General features: G+C 69.9%; 13 protein-coding genes. 7 read left to right on the top strand and 6 right to left on the bottom strand.

Annotation, left to right across the window (positions count from 1 at the left end):
- Nucleotides 1–82 precede the first annotated feature (82 nt).
- Nucleotides 83–1,597 (bottom strand): 30S ribosomal protein S1, encoded by a 1,515-nt coding sequence (gene rpsA, locus ACWGO0_RS16355; RefSeq protein ID WP_328909576.1) that lies wholly within the window; start codon nt 1,595–1,597, stop codon nt 83–85.
- A 398-nt stretch (nt 1,598–1,995) separates the two neighbouring features.
- Here rpsA and ACWGO0_RS16360 point away from each other — a divergent pair, with 398 nt between their 5' ends.
- Together ACWGO0_RS16360 and hrpB are read left to right on the top strand one after the other, a co-directional pair.
- Nucleotides 1,996–2,811, top strand: a complete 816-nt coding sequence (locus ACWGO0_RS16360; RefSeq protein ID WP_453534351.1) for a class I SAM-dependent methyltransferase — start codon at nt 1,996–1,998, stop codon at nt 2,809–2,811.
- Nucleotides 2,812–2,868: 57 nt separating this feature from the next.
- Complete coding sequence (gene hrpB, locus ACWGO0_RS16365; protein WP_453534354.1) at nt 2,869–5,370, top strand: ATP-dependent helicase HrpB; 2,502 nt, start codon at nt 2,869–2,871, stop codon at nt 5,368–5,370.
- Here the strand turns inward: hrpB and ACWGO0_RS16370 are convergent.
- The 3 genes from ACWGO0_RS16370 to ACWGO0_RS16380 form a co-directional block, all read right to left on the bottom strand.
- The gene (locus ACWGO0_RS16370; RefSeq protein WP_453534357.1) at nt 5,357–6,322 is read right to left on the bottom strand and encodes a DUF3068 domain-containing protein; all 966 of its coding nucleotides are present in this window, start codon (nt 6,320–6,322) and stop codon (nt 5,357–5,359) included. The two genes, hrpB and ACWGO0_RS16370, sit on opposite strands and share 14 nt — an antisense overlap.
- 43 nt (nt 6,323–6,365) lie before the next feature.
- Nucleotides 6,366–6,503, bottom strand: a complete 138-nt coding sequence (locus tag ACWGO0_RS16375; protein WP_453534360.1) for an SPW_0924 family protein — start codon at nt 6,501–6,503, stop codon at nt 6,366–6,368.
- Between the two features lie 142 nt (nt 6,504–6,645).
- The gene (locus tag ACWGO0_RS16380) at nt 6,646–8,355 is read right to left on the bottom strand and encodes a lytic transglycosylase domain-containing protein (protein WP_453534363.1); all 1,710 of its coding nucleotides are present in this window, start codon (nt 8,353–8,355) and stop codon (nt 6,646–6,648) included.
- A 197-nt stretch (nt 8,356–8,552) separates the two neighbouring features.
- Between ACWGO0_RS16380 and ACWGO0_RS16385 the strand changes: the two genes are divergently transcribed.
- On the top strand, nt 8,553–9,410 hold the full coding sequence (locus ACWGO0_RS16385) for a DUF4184 family protein (protein ID WP_453534366.1): 858 nt from the start codon (nt 8,553–8,555) through the stop codon (nt 9,408–9,410).
- On the opposite strand, the gene ACWGO0_RS16390 is transcribed toward ACWGO0_RS16385, so the two are convergent.
- Together ACWGO0_RS16390 and polA are read right to left on the bottom strand one after the other, a co-directional pair.
- Complete coding sequence (locus ACWGO0_RS16390; protein WP_453534369.1) at nt 9,379–10,299, bottom strand: serine hydrolase; 921 nt, start codon at nt 10,297–10,299, stop codon at nt 9,379–9,381. The two genes, ACWGO0_RS16385 and ACWGO0_RS16390, sit on opposite strands and share 32 nt — an antisense overlap.
- A 108-nt stretch (nt 10,300–10,407) precedes the next feature.
- On the bottom strand, nt 10,408–13,119 hold the full coding sequence (polA, locus tag ACWGO0_RS16395; RefSeq protein ID WP_453534372.1) for a DNA polymerase I: 2,712 nt from the start codon (nt 13,117–13,119) through the stop codon (nt 10,408–10,410).
- Nucleotides 13,120–13,266: 147 nt separating this feature from the next.
- On the opposite strand from polA, the gene ACWGO0_RS16400 reads away from it, so the two are divergent.
- The 4 genes from ACWGO0_RS16400 (at nt 13,267) to ACWGO0_RS16415 (ending at nt 18,988) form a co-directional block, all read left to right on the top strand.
- Nucleotides 13,267–15,540, top strand: coding sequence for an FdhF/YdeP family oxidoreductase (locus ACWGO0_RS16400; protein WP_453534375.1), 2,274 nt, complete (start codon nt 13,267–13,269; stop codon nt 15,538–15,540).
- Between the two features lie 99 nt (nt 15,541–15,639).
- Nucleotides 15,640–16,110 carry a PaaI family thioesterase gene (locus ACWGO0_RS16405; protein WP_453534378.1) on the top strand — a complete coding sequence of 157 codons (471 nt, stop codon included), beginning with the start codon at nt 15,640–15,642 and terminating at the stop codon, nt 16,108–16,110.
- A 635-nt stretch (nt 16,111–16,745) separates the two neighbouring features.
- A complete protein-coding gene (locus ACWGO0_RS16410) occupies nt 16,746–17,954 on the top strand; it encodes a branched-chain amino acid ABC transporter substrate-binding protein (protein WP_453534429.1) in 1,209 nt (402 codons plus the stop codon).
- Nucleotides 17,955–18,058: 104 nt separating this feature from the next.
- Complete coding sequence (locus tag ACWGO0_RS16415; RefSeq protein WP_453534381.1) at nt 18,059–18,988, top strand: branched-chain amino acid ABC transporter permease; 930 nt, start codon at nt 18,059–18,061, stop codon at nt 18,986–18,988.
- Nucleotides 18,989–18,990 lie beyond the last annotated feature (2 nt).

Here is an 18,990-nt window from a genome sequence, read left to right on the forward strand (position 1 = left end):
GAGTGAGGCCCGCCCCCCCGAAGGGAGCGGGCCTCACTTACTGCTCTACAGCTACTGCCGATGAGCGACCGGGGTCAGAGCTTCAGCTCTGGCCGCCCGCCAGCTTCTCGCGCAGCGCGGCCAGTGCCTCGTCCGACGCCAGGGCGCCGGAGTTGTCATCGGACTCCGAGGAGTACGAGCCGCCGCCACCGCTGCCGCCCGAGGCAGCCGGAGCGCTGCCGGCCGGGGCAGCAGCGCCCTCGGCAGCAGCGGCCTCGTCGGCCTCGCGGGACTTGATGACCTGGGCCTGGTGCTGCTCGAAGCGCTGCTGCGCCTCGGCGTACTGGGTCTCCCAGACCTCGCGCTGAGCCTCGAAGCCCTCGAGCCAGTCGTTGGTCTCGGGGTCGAAGCCCTCGGGGTAGATGTAGTTGCCCTGGTCGTCGTACGACGCGGCCATGCCGTACAGCGTCGGGTCGAACTCGACCGAGGCCGGGTCGCCACCGAAGGACTCGTTGGCCTGCTTCAGCGAGAGGCTGATGCGACGACGCTCGAGGTCGATGTCGATGACCTTGACGAAGATCTCGTCGTTGACCTGGACGACCTGCTCCGGGATCTCCACGTGGCGCTCGGCCAGCTCGGAGATGTGGACCAGACCCTCGATGCCCTCGTCGACGCGCACGAACGCACCGAACGGAACGAGCTTCGTGACCTTACCCGGGACGACCTGACCGATCTGGTGCGTCCGGGCGAACTGCTGCCACGGGTCTTCCTGCGTCGCCTTGAGCGACAGGGAGACGCGCTCGCGGTCCATGTCGACGTCGAGGACCTCGACGGTGACTTCCTGGCCGACCTCGACAACCTCGGAGGGGTGGTCGATGTGCTTCCAGGACAGCTCGGAGACGTGCACGAGACCGTCGACGCCACCCAGGTCCACGAAGGCACCGAAGTTGACGATCGAGGAAACGACGCCGGAGCGGACCTGACCCTTCTGCAGGGTCGTGAGGAACGTCTGGCGAACCTCGGACTGGGTCTGCTCGAGCCAGGCGCGGCGGGACAGGACCACGTTGTTGCGGTTCTTGTCCAGCTCGATGATCTTGGCCTCGAGCTCCTTGCCCACGTAGGGCTGGAGGTCGCGGACACGACGCATCTCGACGAGGGAAGCCGGCAGGAAGCCACGGAGGCCGATGTCGAGGATGAGACCACCCTTGACGACCTCGATGACGGTACCGGTGACGATGCCGTCTTCTTCCTTGATCTTCTCGATGGTGCCCCAGGCACGCTCGTACTGAGCGCGCTTCTTCGAGAGGATCAGGCGGCCTTCCTTGTCCTCCTTCTGGAGAACCAGGGCCTCGATCTCGTCGCCGACCTTGACGACCTCGTTCGGGTCGACGTCGTGCTTGATCGAGAGCTCGCGGCTCGGGATGACACCTTCGGTCTTGTAACCGATGTCGAGGAGAACCTCGTCCCGGTCAACCTTGACGATGACTCCGTCAACGATGTCGCCATCGTTGAAGTACTTGATCGTCTCGTCGATCGCCGCGAGGAACGCGTCCGCGTCGCCGATGTCGTTGACCGCAACCTGCGGAGTGGTGGCGGTGGTCTCGGTGCTGCTCGTCATGTGGGAAAGGGCTCCGGTACGGACAGTGAGTCGTAGGTACTGCTACGCCGTAAGCCCGTATCGCCATCTGAAGAAGCCGGACAGCCTGGAAAGCGACCAACCCGTTGTAGCGGGCGCCGCCTCGACAACCGAGGGGACATGCAACAGACGCGAGCGCGGCCTGCTAGGTCTGAGGCGCGCAGGCTCGCAGCGCAACTTGTAGCATACGGGGGCAGCCGGACAGGGTCAATGCGCGAAGGCGCACACCCGGGGCACAACGGCCCATTCCCGGCACAACTCATGTTCCCCGAGGCCACATCGGCCACGGCAATGTGTCGCACGCGCGCGTCCGTACCCACAGGTACCCCCAGGTACGTACCGCGTGCGGCGGGTGAAGGCAAACTACAACGACGGGCACGATGAGCCAAGAGACCTACGACGCCGAGCCTGAGGCAACGCGCCGGAACGCCGGAGAATCGGAAAGCAGCCGGGCAAGTCGCGGCTGGTGGGACCGGAACGCCGACGAGTACCAGAGCGACCACGGGGCCTTCCTCGGGGACGACCGTTTCGTCTGGGGCCCGGAGGGACTCGACGAGGCCGACGCGGCGCTGCTGGGACCCGCCGCCGCCCTGGACGGCCTTGACGTCCTGGAGATCGGCGCCGGCGCCGCCCAGTGCTCGCGCTGGCTGGCCGCCCAGGGCGCGCGTCCGGTGGCCCTGGACCTCTCGCACCGCCAGCTCCAGCACGCGCTGCGCATCGGAGAGGGCATCCCGCTGGTCGAGGCGGACGCGGGGAAGCTGCCGTTCCGGGACGGCTCATTCGACCTGGCCTGCTCGGCCTACGGCGCGGTGCCGTTCGTCGCCGATCCCGTGCAGGTGTTCCGGGAGGTGCGCCGGGTGCTGCGGCCCGGCGGCCGGTGGGTGTTCTCGGTGACCCATCCGATCCGCTGGGCGTTCCCCGACGAGCCGGGGCCCGAGGGGCTGTCGGTCGCCGCCTCCTACTTCGACCGTGTCCCCTATGTCGAGCAGGACGAACAGGGCGACGCCGTGTACGTCGAGCACCACAGGACGCTCGGTGACCGGGTGCGCGACGTGGTGGCGAGCGGCTTCCGGCTGGTCGACCTCGTCGAGCCGGAGTGGCCCGTGTGGAACAACCAGGAGTGGGGCGGCTGGTCCCCGCTGCGCGGCAACCTCATCCCCGGGACAGCGATCTTCGTCTGCGAACGGGACCGGTAGCGGGACCGGCAGGGACAGGCGTACGGGGCTGTCGGTGCGGCGTACGAGACTGGGGGCGTGATCCGTACCGACGCGCTGGACCAGTTGCCCGTACGCACCGCTGTGCCCGCCCTGGAGCGGGCGCTCGACGAGCGGGGCGTCGCCGTGCTCTGCGCGCCGCCCGGGACCGGCAAGACGACCCTCGTACCGCTCGTTCTGGCCGGGCTGACCGGCACAGGTCCTGTCCGGCGGGTCGTGGTCGCCGAGCCGCGGCGGATCGCGGCGCGCGCTGCGGCACGGCGGATGGCCTGGCTGCTCGGGGAGCAGCCGGGCGGGCGCGTGGGGTTCACGGTGCGCGGGGAGCGCGTGGTGGGGCGGGACACGGTGGTGGAGGTCGTCACCACCGGGGTGCTGCTCCAGCGGCTCCAGCGCGACCAGGAGCTCGCCGGGATCGATGTCGTGATCATCGACGAGTGCCACGAGCGGCACCTGGACGCCGATACGGTCGCCGCGTTCCTGCTCGACGTACGGGCCGCGCTGCGGCCGGATCTGCGGCTGGTGGCCGCGTCGGCGACGACGGACGCGGAGGGCTGGGCGCGGCTTCTGGGCGATGCCCCGGTCGTGGAGGCGCACGGTGTGTCGCATCCCGTGGAGGTGGTCTGGGCGCCGCCGGCCAGGCCCGTGAAACCGCCGCACGGGATGAGGGTCGATCCGGCGCTGCTGACGCATGTCGCTTCGGTGGTGCGCCGGGCGCTCGCGGAGCGGGACGGGGACGTGCTGTGTTTCCTGCCCGGTGTCGGTGAGATCGGGCGCGTGGCGGGGCAGCTCGCCGGGGTGGGCGCCGAGGTGCTTCAGGTGCACGGGCGGGCTCCGGCGGCGGTGCAGGACGCGGTGCTCGCGGGTTCCTCCGACGGCCGGCGTGTGGTGCTGGCGACCTCGGTCGCGGAGTCGTCGCTGACGGTGCCGGGGGTGCGGGTCGTCGTCGACTCGGGGCTGGCCCGTGAGCCCCGTACCGACCATGCGCGGGGTCTGAGCGCGCTGACGACCGTCCGGGCCTCGCAGGCCGCGGGCCGGCAGCGGGCGGGCCGGGCCGGGCGTGAGGCGCCGGGGGCGGTGTACCGGTGCTGGGAGCAGGCGGAGGACGGGCGGCTCGCGCGGTTCCCTTCGCCGGAGATCAAGGTCGCCGACCTCGCGGCGTTCGCGTTGCAGGCGGCGTGCTGGGGCGATCCGGACGCCTCCGGGCTCGCGCTGCTCGATCCGCCGCCCGCCGGGGCGATGGGCGCGGCCCGGGAAGTGCTGACGGCGGTGGGCGCCGTGGACACGGCGGGTCGGGTGACGGAAAGGGGCGTACGGATGTCCCGGCTCGGTCTGCACCCCCGGCTGGCGCGGGCGCTGCTGGACGGCGCGGCCGAGGTGGGCGGGCGGCGGGCGGCCGAGGTGGTGGCGCTGCTCAGCGAGGAGCCGCCCCGGGAGTACGGGGACGATCTGGCGGCGGCGCTGCGTACCGCGCGACGGGGGCAGGACGGCTATGCGGCGCGGTGGCGGCAGGAGGTGCGGCGGCTGTCCTCCTCGCTGGGGACGCTCAAGGGGGAGGGCCAGGGATCCGACGACGCGGCGGCCGGGCTGGTGGCGGCTCTGGCGTTTCCGGAGCGGGTGGCACGGGCGCGGGGTGAGGGAGCGTTCCTGATGGCGTCGGGGACAGGGGCGGAGCTCCGGGACGGTTCGCGGCTGCGCAGCGCGCCCTGGCTGGCGGTCGCGGTCGCCGACCGGCCGGCGCACTCGGCGTCCGCGCGGGTGCGGCTGGCCGCGGTCGTCGACGAGGACACGGCGCGGCTCGCGGCGGGGCATCTGCGGTTCTCGGGCGAGGAGGTGCGCTGGGTGGACGGTGATGTCGTGGCCCGTTCCGTGGAGCGGCTCGGGGCCGTCGAGCTGTCGGTGCGCGCGCTGAAGCAGCCGAAGCCGGAGCTGGTGCGCGGGGCGTTGCTGGAGGGGCTGCGGCGCGAGGGCACCTCGCTGCTGCGGTGGAGCCGGGACAGCGAGCAGCTGCGGTCGCGGCTCGCCTTTCTGTACCGGGAGCTGGGGGCGCCGTGGCCGGACGTGTCGGACGATGCCCTGCTGGCCCGTACCGAGGAGTGGCTGGAGCCCGAGCTCTCGCGGGCGCGGCGCCGTTCGGATCTGGCGCGGATCGACGCCGGGCAGGCCGTACGGCGGCTGCTGCCGTGGGCGACGGGCGAGGCGGCCCGGCTCGACGAGCTGGCACCGGAGCGCATCGAGGTGCCGAGCGGGTCGCGTATCCGTGTGGAGTACGGCGGGGCGCAGCCCGTACTGGCGGTGAAGCTCCAGGAGCTGTTCGGGCTGCGGGAGACGCCCCGGGTGGCCGGGGTGCCCGTCCTGTTCCATCTGCTCTCCCCCGCCGGGCGCCCGGCGGCGGTGACGGCGGATCTGGCGTCGTTCTGGCGGGAGGGCTACAAGGCGGTGCGGGCGGAGCTGCGCGGCCGGTATCCGAAGCATCCGTGGCCCGAGGACCCGACGACGGTGGAGGCCACCCGCTTCACCACGGCACGGCTCAGGCGGGACTAGGAGGTGCGCCGGGGCGGCGCGAGCGTGCCTCCAGCCAGAGGGCGAGCGCGAGGAGTCCGGCGGCGAGGAACAGGAAGCCCCAGGGCAGGTACGAGGTCAGCAGGAGGATCAGGACGCGCTGGGACTTGACCAGGTCGACGGTGTCGACGATGTAGTCCTCGCGCATCTTCACATGGCCGGCGAACGCCGTGACGGTGTCCTGCGACATGCCCATCTTCTTGGCGTTGCGCAGCTCCTCCTTGTGGATCTCCTCGCCGTTGACGGGGGCTCCGGTGACCGGGTCGACCCAGAACATCCGCTTGGTGGAGTACCAGCGGGTCATGCCCGTCTGGGCGACCTGCTCCGCCGTGATCTTGATGGGCATCTTCTTCGGCATGGGGACCTGGGTCCACGGGATGGTCTGCTCGAAGTAGTAGACCTCCATGCCGCGGAATGTGCGGGTGCCCTTGTAGTGGATGGGCGAGGTCGTGCGGCTCTGGGAGTCGAAGTACTCGTAGTCGCGTTTCTCGGTGAGGAAGGGCCACTTGAACTGGATGCCCTCGCGGCGGACGGGTTCGCCGTCGACCGTTTCGCCGGTGGCGTGGACGGGGTCCTGGCTGTGGGCGTCGAAGATGTAGCGCTCGGGGATCTGGGAGACCATCTTGCCGTCGGGGCCCTGGATGTAGGAGAGCGAGTCCCAGACGACGACGTCCCGTCCGGCGCTGCGCTCGATCTTCTCGGACTCCTCCACATTGCCCTTGAGGGTCTGCACGATGGTGACCTTCTCGACCGTCTCGGCCTTGAGGGTGCTGTAGTTCAGGAGGGTCGCCGGCTTCGCCTCCAGGACCATCTCCTGGTACTGGCTCGGCGGGACCTTCGCCAGCCGGGGAAAGGCGTACCAGCGCAGCAGCGGTGACATGGCGGCGAAGAAGACGGCGAAGGCCAGAAGTACGAGGCCGGCTCGGCGGCGCATGGTGGTGTCCTCCCTCTGTGTGCTGCCCGCGGGTGCTCCGGCGCTACTTCTTGGGGCCCGGGACGGTGGTCAGCAGGGGTTTGGGCGAGGTCTCGCCGGGTGGTGCTCCGATGGTGGTGACGGTGAACACGAGCGCGAGGGCTGCGGCCAGTCCTGCGGCGGCGGCGACTAGGGCACGCATGCTCGGCCTCCCGGGAGCGCGGATCTGATGGGGCGTCAGGGTCGGGGCACCGTAGCAACAGAGGCGCGAGATGAGAACACGCAGAACCGCCCCTCTGCCCGTGAGGGCGAAGGGGCGGCTGTGTGGAGCGGGGGTGAGGCGGTCAGGACACCGTGAGCACGATGTCGAGCGTGCCACCGCCCTCGGTGGTGAGGCGCAGCTTGTATGTGCCCGCGGTGCCGTCCGCGAAGAACTCCGGCAGCGTCAGGAGGCCGTCCGCGCCTGTCCTGAGCCCCGAGAGGGTGCGTACGGCGGTGCCGTCGGCGGCCTTGAAGTAGGGGCCCTTGTCGTTCTCGGCAGGCTGCTCGGCGTCGGTGATCATCGTGGCGGTGACGGCGACACCCGCGGCCGCGGCGCCCTTGTAGGTCGCCTTGACCTGGACGTCGTCGAACTTGGCACCCGAGGCGGCCGTCACGGCCGCGTCCCCGGTCCGGGCGATGGCGTCCGCCTGGCGGGCGCTGACGGTCGCGCCGTAGGTGAGCGTGCGCGGGTTGGTGGTGCCGGCGACGGCCGTCACCTTGAACTCACCGGTCTTCTCGCCCGCCTGGAGCACCGGGGAGGAGACCGTGCCGTCGGCCCCGGTGCGGAAGGTGACGCGGGTCAGCCCTCCGGCGAAGCGGGTGTCGGTGTCACCGGTGATGGTGAAGGTCACGGACGCCTTGGCGAGCGGGGCACCGAGGGTGTTCCTCGCCTTCACCTTGATCCGCTCGGCGAACGCTTCGCCCGCCGTGGCGGTCAGCGGGCCGGTGCCCGCGTTCTCCAGGCTGCCGAGCCTCTGGGACGGCGTGGGCGTGGGGCTGGGGGTGACAGGCGGCGTGGTGGGCGGTGTGGTGGTGGGCGGCTTCGGCTTCGGGGTCTCCGAGCCGCCGGACGCCGGGGGCTTCGGGCTCGGGCTCTTGCCTCCGCCCGGGGTGCCGGTGGCGCCCGGGGTGGGCGTCGGCGTCGGCGTGGGACTCGCCGAACCGCCGCCGCCACTGCCGCTTCCGCTGCGGGGACCGGTCGGCAGGACGCCCGTGCCGTCGGGAACCTCGTGGGTGCCGCGCTTGTAGTAGTCGAACCAGGAGCGCACCGTCCGCAGGTACTCCCGCGAGTGGTTGTAGCTCAGCACAGCCCGGTCGAGGTCGGCCCCGACCGCCAGGTTCCGGGTGCCGGCGCAGAGGTAGCGCCCGGCGGCGAGCGCCGCGTCGTAGATGTTGTTGGGGTCCTCGCGGCCGTCGCCGTTGCCGTCCTGGCCCCAGGTGGCCCACGTCTGCGGGATGAACTGCATGGGGCCGACCGCGCGGTCGTGGGTGGCGTCGCCGTCGTAGGCCCCGTCGTCGGAGTCCTTGATCAGCGCGAAGCCCTGGCCGTTGAGGGCCGGGCCGAGGATCGGGGAGAAGGTGGTGCCGTTCGCGTCGACACGGCCGCCGCGGGCCTGCCCGGACTCGACCTTGCCGATCGCGGCGAGGAGCTGCCACGGCAGTCGGCAGGCGGCGTCACTGCCGGCGACGGTCTGCTCGGCCTTCTTGTACGCGGCCAGGATAGAGGCGGGTATACCGGCTTCCGCGCTGCCGGTGACCGGCAGATTCACCGATGTACCGGGCTTGTTGGGCGTGGTCAGGGGCGGCAGGTCCGTGTAGTACGGCGAGTTGCCCGTGGCCGCGCTGTCGCCGGACGGTGAGGCACCGGCCGACTGCTGGTCGCCGCTTCCCGCGTTCCCGGCCAGTGGTGGTGCGTCGGGGCCCTGAGAGGCGGTGAGGGCTGCCACGGCAGCCGCGGCCACCGCGGTGGTGGTGGCCCCCCTGCGCAGTCGGCGGCCGAATTGCGCTGCCATACGTTCTGGTCCCTCCCCGTCGACGGCTGTTCGCGCTCCCCAGCGCGAGGACTCAGGCGACCCTACGGCAACTCCTGCCGCCCGAACACCGTGCGTTGACCGGTTCTTACGGTTTTCTCACGTTCCCGACAGCAAGTTGTACGGCATACCCTGGGAGGGGTACAGAGGCCCCCTCCGACTCGCCCATACTTGCCGCCATGCCGTTCACGCTCAGTCATGCCGCCGCCGTGCTGCCAGGAATCCGCAGGACGGGCACCGCACGCGGTCCGCTTGTCGCCTCGGCCCTCGTCGCGGGTTCGTTCGCTCCGGATATGACCTATTTCGCGGATACCGCGATTCCCGGGGCGATGGAATTCGGCCAAGTGACGCACGCCGTATGGGGCGTGTTCACCGTGGACGTACTGATCGCGGCCCTGCTGGTGGCGTTGTGGCTGTTCCTGCGCGAGCCGCTGGTGGCCCTGCTGCCCGCGCGATGGCAGGGGCGGGTCCACACGTTCCTGCGGGGGCAGCGGCGGGAACCCGGTCCGCTCCGGCCCCTGGAGGTGCTCCGGTTCTGGCTGTCCGCGGCCATCGGAGCGGCCACCCATGTCGGATGGGACGCGTTCACCCACCACGACCGGTGGGGCACGGAGCTCGTCCCGGCGCTCAACACGAGCGTGGGCGGCTTCCCCTCCTACCAGTTCCTGCAGTACGGCAGCTCGGCCGTGGCACTGACGGTGCTCGTGTGGTTCACCGTGTCGGGGCTGCGGCGGACCGAGGCGGTCCCGGCGCCGCCGTCCGTGCCCGTCCTCGGCCGGCGGGAGCGCTGGTACGCGGGCGCGCTGCTGGCGGTCTGCGTGCTCCTCGGCGTCATCCACCGCTGCGCACGCTGGTACGCCTACTTCGGGCACATCTCCTCGCCCCTCGACATCATCCCGACCGCGTGCTTCGGCGCCGGGGCCGGGCTGGCGGTGGGGCTCGTGCTGTACGGGGCGTGGATCAGGCTGCGGAGCGGCGGGCGCACCGGGGAGGCGAGCCCCGGCCTTACGGAACACTCCCGTCCGGGATCTCGCTGATCTCGCTCTCCGGGGTGTAGCCACGCACGGCGGCCTTGCTGTCGCCCAGGCTGCGGTGGACAGCGGTCGCGATGCGTTCCAGGGTCCGTACGCCGTACTTCTGCGAGGCGTTGTCGTGACTCAGCAAGGCCATCCGGTAGTCGCGTCCGGCGCCGGTGAACGTACCGATGCTGTGCACCCGCCAGCCGTGCGTGGCCCGTGGCAGCCAGCCGTTCTTGAGATGAATCGTCACGTCGTCCGGAGCGCCCGCCGACACACCCCAGTCCTGCCCCGCGATCACCTCGTTCATCAGCTCCATCGCATAGGGGCGCCGGGAGACCGCGTCGAGCACCTTGAGCTGGTCGCGGGCGCTCGTACGTGTCAGGCCCCAGTAGCCGTCGCGCCCGAGGACGGTGTCCTCCGTACCGGCCCGGCGCAGCACCGCGTTCAGCCGGTCGCGGCCCAGGCTGCGCCAGAGCGACGATGCGGAGGCGTTGTCGGAACGGGTGATCATCGCGCGGGCGAGCCGTGCCTCCTCGGCGGTCAGGCCCCGGCCCTCGCTCTGGTTGGCCCGGTACAGCAGGCCCTCCAGGATGACGACCTTCGCGATGCTCGCGGCGTCGTACTGCAGGGAGGAGGACAGCCGGCAGGTCAGCCCCCGGCCGGGGGCGCTGACGGCGATGGAGACGGTGCCCGTACGCCCCTGGAGGGCGGCGCGTACGTCCGTGGCGATACGGGTGGCGAGTTCGGGGTAACTCGATGAACCGCACTCGGTGGCCGCCGACCACCCGCCCTTGGGCGCCGGTCGGGCCCACGCGTCGGCGGGGCCCGTTCCGGCGAGGACCGCCGCGAGCACGGCCCATCCACAGATGCGCGGGACGGGGCGCGCACGTTGCGACATGAGGAGCATGCGGACCAGTGTGAGCAGAGCGACCGGTGCGCGGCGCCGTGTGCTGGGCCATCCGGCCCAGCACCCCCGGGGTGCCGCTCACGTGCTGCTCAGGTGCCGGGGTGTCCGTCAGTGCGCGGCGGACTCCCAGTCCGTGCCCACGCCGACCGAGACGTCCAGTGGTGCGCGCAGTTCCACCGCGGTCGACATCTCGTGGCGAAGGATCTGCTCGACCCGCTCGCGCTCGCCCTTCGCGATCTCCAGGACGATTTCGTCGTGGACCTGGAGCAGCATCCGCGACTCCAGCTTCGCTTCGGTCAGGGCCCGGTCCACCTGCAGCATCGCGACCTTGACGATGTCGGCGGCCGTCCCCTGGATGGGGGCGTTGAGCGCCATTCGCTCGGCCGTCTCCCGGCGCTGACGGTTGTCGCTGTTCAGGTCGGGGAGGTAGCGGCGGCGGCCGAAGACCGTCTCCGTGTAACCGGTGGCCCTCGCCTCCTCGACGACTCGGTGCAGATAGTCGCGGACTCCGCCGAACCGCTCGAAGTAGGTGTCCATCAGACCGCGTGCCTCGCCGGCCTCGATGTTCAGCTGCTGGGAGAGGCCGAACGCGGAGAGCCCGTAGGCCAGTCCGTACGACATTGCCTTGATCTTGCGGCGCATCTCGGGGTCGACGGCCGACTTGTCGACGCCGAAGACCTGTGAGGCGACCGTGGTGTGCAGGTCCTCCCCCGAGGTGAACGCCTCGATCAGGCCCGCGTCCTCCGAGAGGTGGGCCATCACGCGCAGTTCGATCTGGCTGTAGTCGGCCGTCATCAGCGACTCGAAGCCCTCGCCGACGACGAATCCGCGGCGGATCGCCCGGCCCTCGTCCGTGCGGACCGGGATGTTCTGGAGGTTCGGGTCCGTGGAGGAGAGGCGGCCGGTCGCCGCGACGGTCTGGTTGAACGTGGTGTGGATACGGCCGTCCGCCGCGATCGTCTTGACCAGGCCCTCGACCGTGACCCTCAGCTTCGCCTGCTCGCGGTGGCGGAGCATGATGACCGGCAGTTCGTGCTCGGTCTGGGCCGCGAGCCAGGCCAGGGCGTCGGCGTCCGTGGTGTAACCGGTCTTCGTCTTCTTCGTCTTGGGCAGGCCCAGCTCGCCGAAGAGGACTTCCTGGAGCTGCTTGGGCGATCCGAGGTTGAACTCGCGGCCCACCGCGGCGTGCGCTTCCTTGACCGCCTGCTGCACGGCACCGGCGAACTGCTGCTCCATGCCTTCCAGATGGGCGCGGTCGGCGGCGATGCCGTGCCGCTCGAGACGGGCCAGCAGGATCGAGGTGGGCAGCTCCATGTCGTGGAGCAGCTCGGCGGCGCCGACCTCCTTCAGCCGCGTCGTGAACGCGTCACCGAGATCGAGGATCGCGCGGGCCTTCGCCATCAGGGCGTCGGCCTCCGCCTGGTCGTCCGCGCCGAAGGCCAGCTGCCCGTCGCCCGCGGCGGCGGGGGCGAGCTCACGGCCCAGATACTCCACGGCCAGCGCGTCCAGCGCGAAGGAGCGGCGGCCAGGCTTGACCAGGTAGGCGGCGAGCGCGGTGTCCATCGCGACGCCGTGGATCTGCCAGCCCTGTTCGGGGAAGACCCGCATGGCGCTCTTGGCGTTGTGCATGACCTTCGGCCGCTCCGGGTCGGCGATCCAGGCGGCGAACGCCTGCTCGTCGGCCTCGTCCAGCTGCGCGGGGTCGATCCAGGCGGCGGCCCCGTCGGCGGCGGCGAGCGCGATCTCCGTGACGGTGCCCGTGCCCAGGGCCCAGGTGTCCACCGTGGCGACGCCGAGCGGCTGTCCGCCGTGAGCCGCGAGCCAGGGCGCCACCGCTCCCGCGCCCAGCACCGCACCGTCCAGCTCGATGCCCGCGGCGGGCGCCGGGGTCTCGTCCTCGACGGCGCCGGGGTCGACGGCCAGCAGCCGCTCCCGCAGGCTCGGGTTACGGATCTCCAGGACGTCCAGCACTCCGGTGACCGCCGTGCGGTCGTACGGAGCGCGCTCCAGGTCCTGCGGGGTCTTCGGCAGCGCCACGTCGCGGACCATCTCGGTCAGCCGGCGGTTCAGCTTCACCGCGTCCAGGTGGTCGCGGAAATTCTGGCCCGCCTTGCCCTTGACCTCATCGGCGCGCGCCACCAGGTCGTCGAACGAACCGAACTGGTTGATCCACTTCGCGGCCGTCTTCTCGCCGACGCCCGGGATGCCCGGAAGGTTGTCCGAGGGGTCACCGCGCAGCGCCGCGAAGTCGGGGTACTGCTGCGGCGTGAGCCCGTACTTCTCCTCGACCTTGGCCGGGGTGAAGCGCGTGAGCTCGGAGACGCCCTTGGTCGGGTACAGCACGGTGACGTTGTCCGTGATCAGCTGGAACGAGTCACGGTCGCCGGTGACGATCAGCACCTCGAAGCCGGCCGCCTCGGCCTGGGTGGCCAGCGTCGCGATGACGTCGTCGGCCTCGAAGCCGTCGATCGCGAACCGGTCCGCACTCATCGCGTCGAGGAGCTCGCCGATCAGCTCGACCTGCCCCTTGAACTCGTCGGGGGTCTTGGAGCGGTTCGCCTTGTACTCAGGGAACTCCTGCGAGCGCCAGGTCTTGCGGGACACGTCGAACGCCACCGCGAAGTGCGTGGGCGCCTCGTCGCGCAGGGTGTTCGCCAGCATCGACGCGAAGCCGTACACGGCGTTCGTCGGCTGTCCCGTCCCTGTCGTGAAATTCTCCGCGGGCAGCGCAAAGAACGCCCGGTACGCCAGGGAGTGCCCGTCCATCAGGAGCAGGCGCGGTCGGTTGTCTGCCGTCTTCTTCGATGCCGTCTCAGCCACGCCCCCGATCCTGCCACGGCCCACTGACAATCCGGACCGGACGCGGCGTCCCACCGCCCGGTGCCAGGTGCGCTGTCGGTGGTGCGTGACAGGATCGTGAGCAGGAACACGTACACGCAGAACAGCGCAGGCTCAAAGGGGAGCACCATGGCCACCAGGCCCCCGACCGGTGACCCGGTCCAGGACGCGCCGCAGGTCGAAGCGGTCCAGCACGCGGCGGCCGGGCCGGCCGCCGTCGCGCACACGCTGCGCATCGCCCAGCAGCAGATGGGGGTCCGGCGCGCGGCGCAGACCCTCCTCAAGGTCAACCAGAAGGACGGCTTCGACTGCCCCGGCTGCGCCTGGCCCGAGGGCGACAAGCGGCACACCGCCGAGTTCTGCGAGAACGGGGCGAAGGCCGTCGCCGAGGAAGCGACCCTGCGCCGTGTCACCCCCGAGTTCTTCGCCGCGCACCCGGTCGCGGAACTGGCCACCCGCAGCGGCTACTGGCTGGGACAGCAGGGCCGGATCACGCAGCCGATGTATCTGGCAGAAGGCGCCGAGCGGTACGAGGCGGTCTCCTGGGACAGCGCCTTCGAGATCATCGCCGGGGAACTGAAAGCGCTCGGCTCCCCCGACGAGGCGCTCTTCTACACCTCGGGCCGCACGAGCAACGAGGCCGCGTTCCTGCTCCAGCTCTTCGCCCGGGAGTTCGGCACCAACAACCTCCCGGACTGCTCGAACATGTGCCACGAGTCGTCCGGCTCCGCGCTCACCGAGACGATCGGGATCGGCAAGGGCAGTGTCTCGCTGGAGGACCTCCACCACGCCGATCTGATCATCGTCGCCGGACAGAATCCGGGGACGAACCATCCACGGATGCTCTCCGCTCTCGAGCAGGCCAAATCGGCGGGCGCGAAGATCATTTCGGTGAATCCGCTGCCCGAGGCCGGACTCGAGCACTTCAAGAACCCGCAGACCCCGCTCGGCATGTTCAGGGGCGTCGCGCTCACCGACCTGTTCCTCCAGATCCGCATCGGCGGCGACCAGGCCCTCTTCCGGCTCCTCAACAAGATGATCCTGGAGGCGGAAGGCGCCGTCGACGAGACATTCGTGACAGAACACACCCACGGGTACGAGGAGTTCAGGGAGGCCGCCCGCACCGCCGACTGGGAAAGCACCCTGACGGCCACCGGGCTCGACCGCGCCGCGATCGAAGAGGCCCTGGCCATGGTCCTCGCATCGAAGCGCACCATCGTCTGTTGGGCCATGGGCCTGACCCAGCACAAGCACTCCGTGCCGACCATCCGCGAAGTCGTCAACTTCCTTCTGCTGCGCGGGAACATCGGCAGGCCGGGCGCCGGAGTGTGTCCCGTGCGCGGGCACTCCAACGTCCAGGGCGACCGCACCATGGGCATCTTCGAGCGGCCATCGACCGCCTTCCTCGATGCCCTCGACAAGGAATTCGGGATCACATCCCCGCGCCACCACGGCTACGACGTCGTGCGCTCCATCGAGGCCCTGCGCGACGGGGACGCCAAGGTCTTCTTCGCCATGGGCGGCAACTTCGTCGCGGCGACACCCGACACCGCCGTCACCGAGGCCGCCATGCGCCGCGCCCGCCTCACCGTCCACGTATCGACCAAGCTCAACCGCTCGCACGCGGTCACCGGCACCCGCGCGCTGATCCTGCCCACCCTGGGACGTACCGACAAGGACACCCAGGCGAGCGGCAAACAGTTCGTGACGGTCGAGGACTCCATGGGCATGGTCCACTCCTCCCGCGGCAACCTCACCCCCGCGAGCCCCCACCTGCTCTCCGAACCGGCGATCGTCGCCCGGCTGGCCCGCGCCGTCCTCGGCGCCGGATCCGCCACGAACTGGGAGGAGTTCGAGAAGGACTACGGCACGATCCGGGACCGAATCTCCCGCGTCGTCCCCGGCTTCGAGGACTTCAACGCCCGCATCGCCGCGCCCGGCGGCTTCACCCTCCCGCACGCCCCGCGCGACGAACGCCGCTTCCCCACCGCCACCGGCAAGGCCAACTTCACCGCGGCCCCCGTCGAGTACCCCGAACTGCCCGAAGGCCGGCTGCTGTTGCAGACCATGCGCTCGCACGACCAGTACAACACCACGATCTACGGCCTCGACGACCGCTACCGCGGCATCAAGGGCGGCCGTCGCATCGTCATGGTCAACCCCGAGGACGCCGAGGCCCTGGGCCTCACCGACGGCGGATACACCGACCTCGTCAGCGAGTGGAAGGACGGCGTCGAGCGACGCGCACCGGGCTTCCGCGTCGTCCACTACCCGACCGCACGCGGCTGTGCCGCCGCCTACTACCCCGAGACGAATGTCCTCGTCCCGCTCGACGCCACCGCGGACACCAGCAACACCCCGGCCAGCAAGTCGGTCGTCATCCGCTTCGAGAACATGCGGTGACGGCCCTCACGGCGGCCACCCACTAAGCGTTCGCTCAGCGGTCTGATAAGAACAGTGCACACAGCAATGAGTCAGCGCAGACGATCGGAGCCGGACCCCATGGGCGAGCACATCGCACCCAAGTTCCCCCAGGAGATCATCGACGAGTACGCCGCGCTCGGCGTCGACCTCCCCGCACTGTTCTCCGCCGGACACCTCGGCGAGCGCATGGGCGTCACCATCGTCGAGGCCTCCGCGGACCGTGTCGTGGGCACGATGCCCGTCGAGGGCAACACCCAGCCCTACGGACTGCTGCACGGCGGCGCCTCCGCCGTCCTCGCCGAGACCCTCGGCTCGGTCGGCACCATGCTGCACGGCGGCGCCACCAAGCTCGCCGTCGGCGTCGACCTGAACTGCACCCATCACCGGGGCGTGCGCAGCGGACTCGTGACCGGTGTCGCCACCCCCGTACACCGTGGCCGCACCACCGCCACGTACGAGATCGTCATCACCGACGAACAGGACAAGCGGGTCTGTACCGCCCGCCTCACCTGCCTGCTCCGCGACGCCCCGAAGCCCGCCGTCGGCTAGTCGGCGACAGTCCGAAGGACCCCCTGCCCGGCCCGGATGCGCACCGCATTCCGGACCGGGCAGACCCATATCCGAAGCTTTTCCGGCGCGTTGACCGACACGCTCGGTCAACACCCTTGACGTCGACGCCGGTTCCATGAGGCACTCAGCAACCGCACCGACCAGGGCAGCGACCGACTGGGCGATTCGAACACTTCTCCCAGATGTAACACTGCGTAACAAGTGTGGGATACACGAAAATAAAGCGCCGCCGACCCCCGAGCACACGGGGGCAGCTCCGCCGCGCCCTTCGTGCCCCTTTTCGTGCGACAACACCAGGACAGCACCAAGATCGCCTCAAGCCCCTTAGCGGAGCTGCGCGTTCTCAGCATGCGAGATATTTCCGGCCCGGGGAAAAGCCGCACATGTCCACACAGTCACCTCAAGCCTTCCTCAAGGCATAACAAGACAGTCACATCATGAGCCGAGCCGTCCCGCACCCCCTCACCTGCCCTTAGAGTCACGGCCAGTCACCGCGCCGCCGGGCGTGTCTGCTGAACGGCCCTGTACCAACCAAGGACTGCCCGGCGACCGACACGGCACCTCAAGCAGAGGAGGCCGCGCCAGGGAAAGGACTTTTCGTGCGACACCGTTCTTTGCTCATACTCACTGCCGTGCTCACCACAGGAGCACTCACACTCACCGCCTGCGGGTCGCGCGACGACGACAAGAAGAGCAGCGGCGGGAGCGAGACCCAGACCGTCGTCATCGGCGTCGACGCCCCCCTGACCGGCGACCTCTCCGCCCTCGGCCTCGGCATCAAGAACTCCGCCGACCTCGCCGTCAAGACGGCGAACACCGACAAGACGGTCCCGGGCATCAAGTTCGAGCTCAAGGCGCTCGACGACCAGGCACAGCCCTCCGTGGGCCAGCAGAACGCCGTCACGTTCATCGGCGACAAGACGGTCCTCGGTGTCGTCGGCCCGCTGAACTCCGGCGTCGCCCAGTCGATGCAGAAGCCGCTCAACGACGCCAACCTCACCCAGGTGTCCCCGGCCAACACCGGCACGGAGCTGACCCAGGGCAACGACTGGAAGACCGGCGACAAGAAGCGCCCCTTCAAGACGTACTTCCGTACCGCCACCACGGACGCGATCCAGGGTGCCTTCGCGGCGAACTACCTCTTCAAGACCGCGAAGATCAAGGACGTCTACCTCATCGACGACCAGAAGCCCTACGGCGCCGGTCTCGCCGCCTCCTTCAAGGCGACCTTCACCGAGCTCGGCGGCAAGATCGTCGGCACGGACAAGGTCAACCCCGACGACCGTGACTTCAACTCCGTCGTCACCAAGGTCAAGAGCTCCAAGGCCGAGGCCGTCTACTACGGCGGCGAGTACCCCGCCGGCGCGCCCCTGAGCCAGCAGCTCAAGGACAGCGTCAAGATCCCGCTCATGGGCGGCGACGGCATGTACAGCGCCGACTTCATCTCCCTGAACAAGAAGTCCCAGGGCGACATCGCCACCTCGGTCGGCAAGCCCGTCGAGGAGCTCGACTCCGCCAAGAAGTTCATCGCGGACTACAAGACGGCCGGCTACAAGGACGCCTACGAGGCGTACGGCGGCGGCACCTACGACGCCACCTGGTCGATCATCGAGGCCGTCAAGGCCGTAGTCGCCGAGAACGACGGCAAGCTCCCCGACGACGCCCGCGTCAAGGTCCTCGAGGCCATGGCCAAGGTCCAGTTCGAGGGCGTCACCGGCCCGGTCTCGTTCGACGAGTTCGGCGACACCACCAACACCATGATGACCGCCTACCAGGTCGACGGCGGCAAGTGGGTCTCCAAGCTCAGCGAGGCCGTCAAGTAAGTCCGGCAAGGACTCCCGGTCACACATAGCAACCAGACCGCGCGGGAGCGCTACGAGCGCTCCCGCGCGGTGCCATATCCGAACCACTCCACGGAGGCCCTGCGGTGAACGAACTGCCGCAACAGCTGGCCAATGGACTCATCCTCGGCGCGATGTACGGTCTCATCGCGATCGGTTACACGATGGTCTACGGAATCATCCAGCTCATCAACTTCGCACACGGCGAGATCTTCATGATCGGGGGCTTCGGAGCCCTCACGGTCTACCTCGGGCTTCCGTCCGGAGTCTCTCTCCTCACTGCGATACCCCTCATGATCGCCGGCGGAATCATATGTTCCGTCGCGATCAGCGTGGCCGCCGAACGCTTCGCCTACCGGCCCCTGCGGACAGCGCCACGCCTCGCCCCCCTCATCACCGCCATCGGACTCTCCCTCGCTCTCCAGCAGGCAGTGTGGATGTGGTACCCGGACGCCACGAAGGACCGTTCCTTCCCCCAGTTCAAGGGCGAAGCGTTCGAAATCTTCGGCGCCAACATCCAACGCGGTGATCTCTTCGTCCTCATCGCAGCCCCCGTGTGCATGATCGCCCTGGGCCTCTTCGTCTCCAAGACGCGCTCCGGCCGGGGCATGCAGGCCACCTCGCAGGACCCCGATACCGCAAAGCTCATGGGTATCAACACCGACCGCATCATCGTCATGGCCTTCGCCATCGGTGCCGCGTTCGCCGCCGTCGCCGCCGTCGCCTACGGGCTCAAGAACGGCCAGATCGGCTTCCGCATGGGCTTCATCATGGGCCTCAAGGCGTTCACCGCGGCCGTGCTCGGCGGCATCGGCAACATCTACGGCGCCATGCTCGGCGGAGTCGTACTCGGCGTCGCCGAATCACTCGCCACCGGCTACATGAGCGAGGTTCCCGGCATGGAGCTCTTCGGCGGCGGTGCGTGGAAGGACGTGTGGGCCTTCGTCCTCCTCATCCTCGTCCTGCTCATCAGGCCCCAGGGCCTGCTGGGCGAACGCGTCGCGGACAGGGCGTGATA

The sequence above is a fragment of the Streptomyces sp. NPDC055749 genome (assembly GCF_053617235.1).

Coding starts and splice junctions, on each gene's coding strand:
- ACWGO0_RS16360 (WP_453534351.1), top strand. CDS start 1,996: ATGAGCCAAGAGACCTACGACGCCGAGCCTGAGGCAACGCGCCGGAAC.
- ACWGO0_RS16400 (WP_453534375.1), top strand. CDS start 13,267: ATGGCCACCAGGCCCCCGACCGGTGACCCGGTCCAGGACGCGCCGCAG.
- ACWGO0_RS16370 (WP_453534357.1), bottom strand. CDS start 6,322: ATGCGCCGCCGAGCCGGCCTCGTACTTCTGGCCTTCGCCGTCTTCTTC.
- ACWGO0_RS16380 (WP_453534363.1), bottom strand. CDS start 8,355: ATGGCAGCGCAATTCGGCCGCCGACTGCGCAGGGGGGCCACCACCACC.
- rpsA (WP_328909576.1), bottom strand. CDS start 1,597: ATGACGAGCAGCACCGAGACCACCGCCACCACTCCGCAGGTTGCGGTC.
- ACWGO0_RS16405 (WP_453534378.1), top strand. CDS start 15,640: ATGGGCGAGCACATCGCACCCAAGTTCCCCCAGGAGATCATCGACGAG.
- ACWGO0_RS16390 (WP_453534369.1), bottom strand. CDS start 10,299: ATGCTCCTCATGTCGCAACGTGCGCGCCCCGTCCCGCGCATCTGTGGA.
- ACWGO0_RS16375 (WP_453534360.1), bottom strand. CDS start 6,503: ATGCGTGCCCTAGTCGCCGCCGCCGCAGGACTGGCCGCAGCCCTCGCG.
- ACWGO0_RS16385 (WP_453534366.1), top strand. CDS start 8,553: ATGCCGTTCACGCTCAGTCATGCCGCCGCCGTGCTGCCAGGAATCCGC.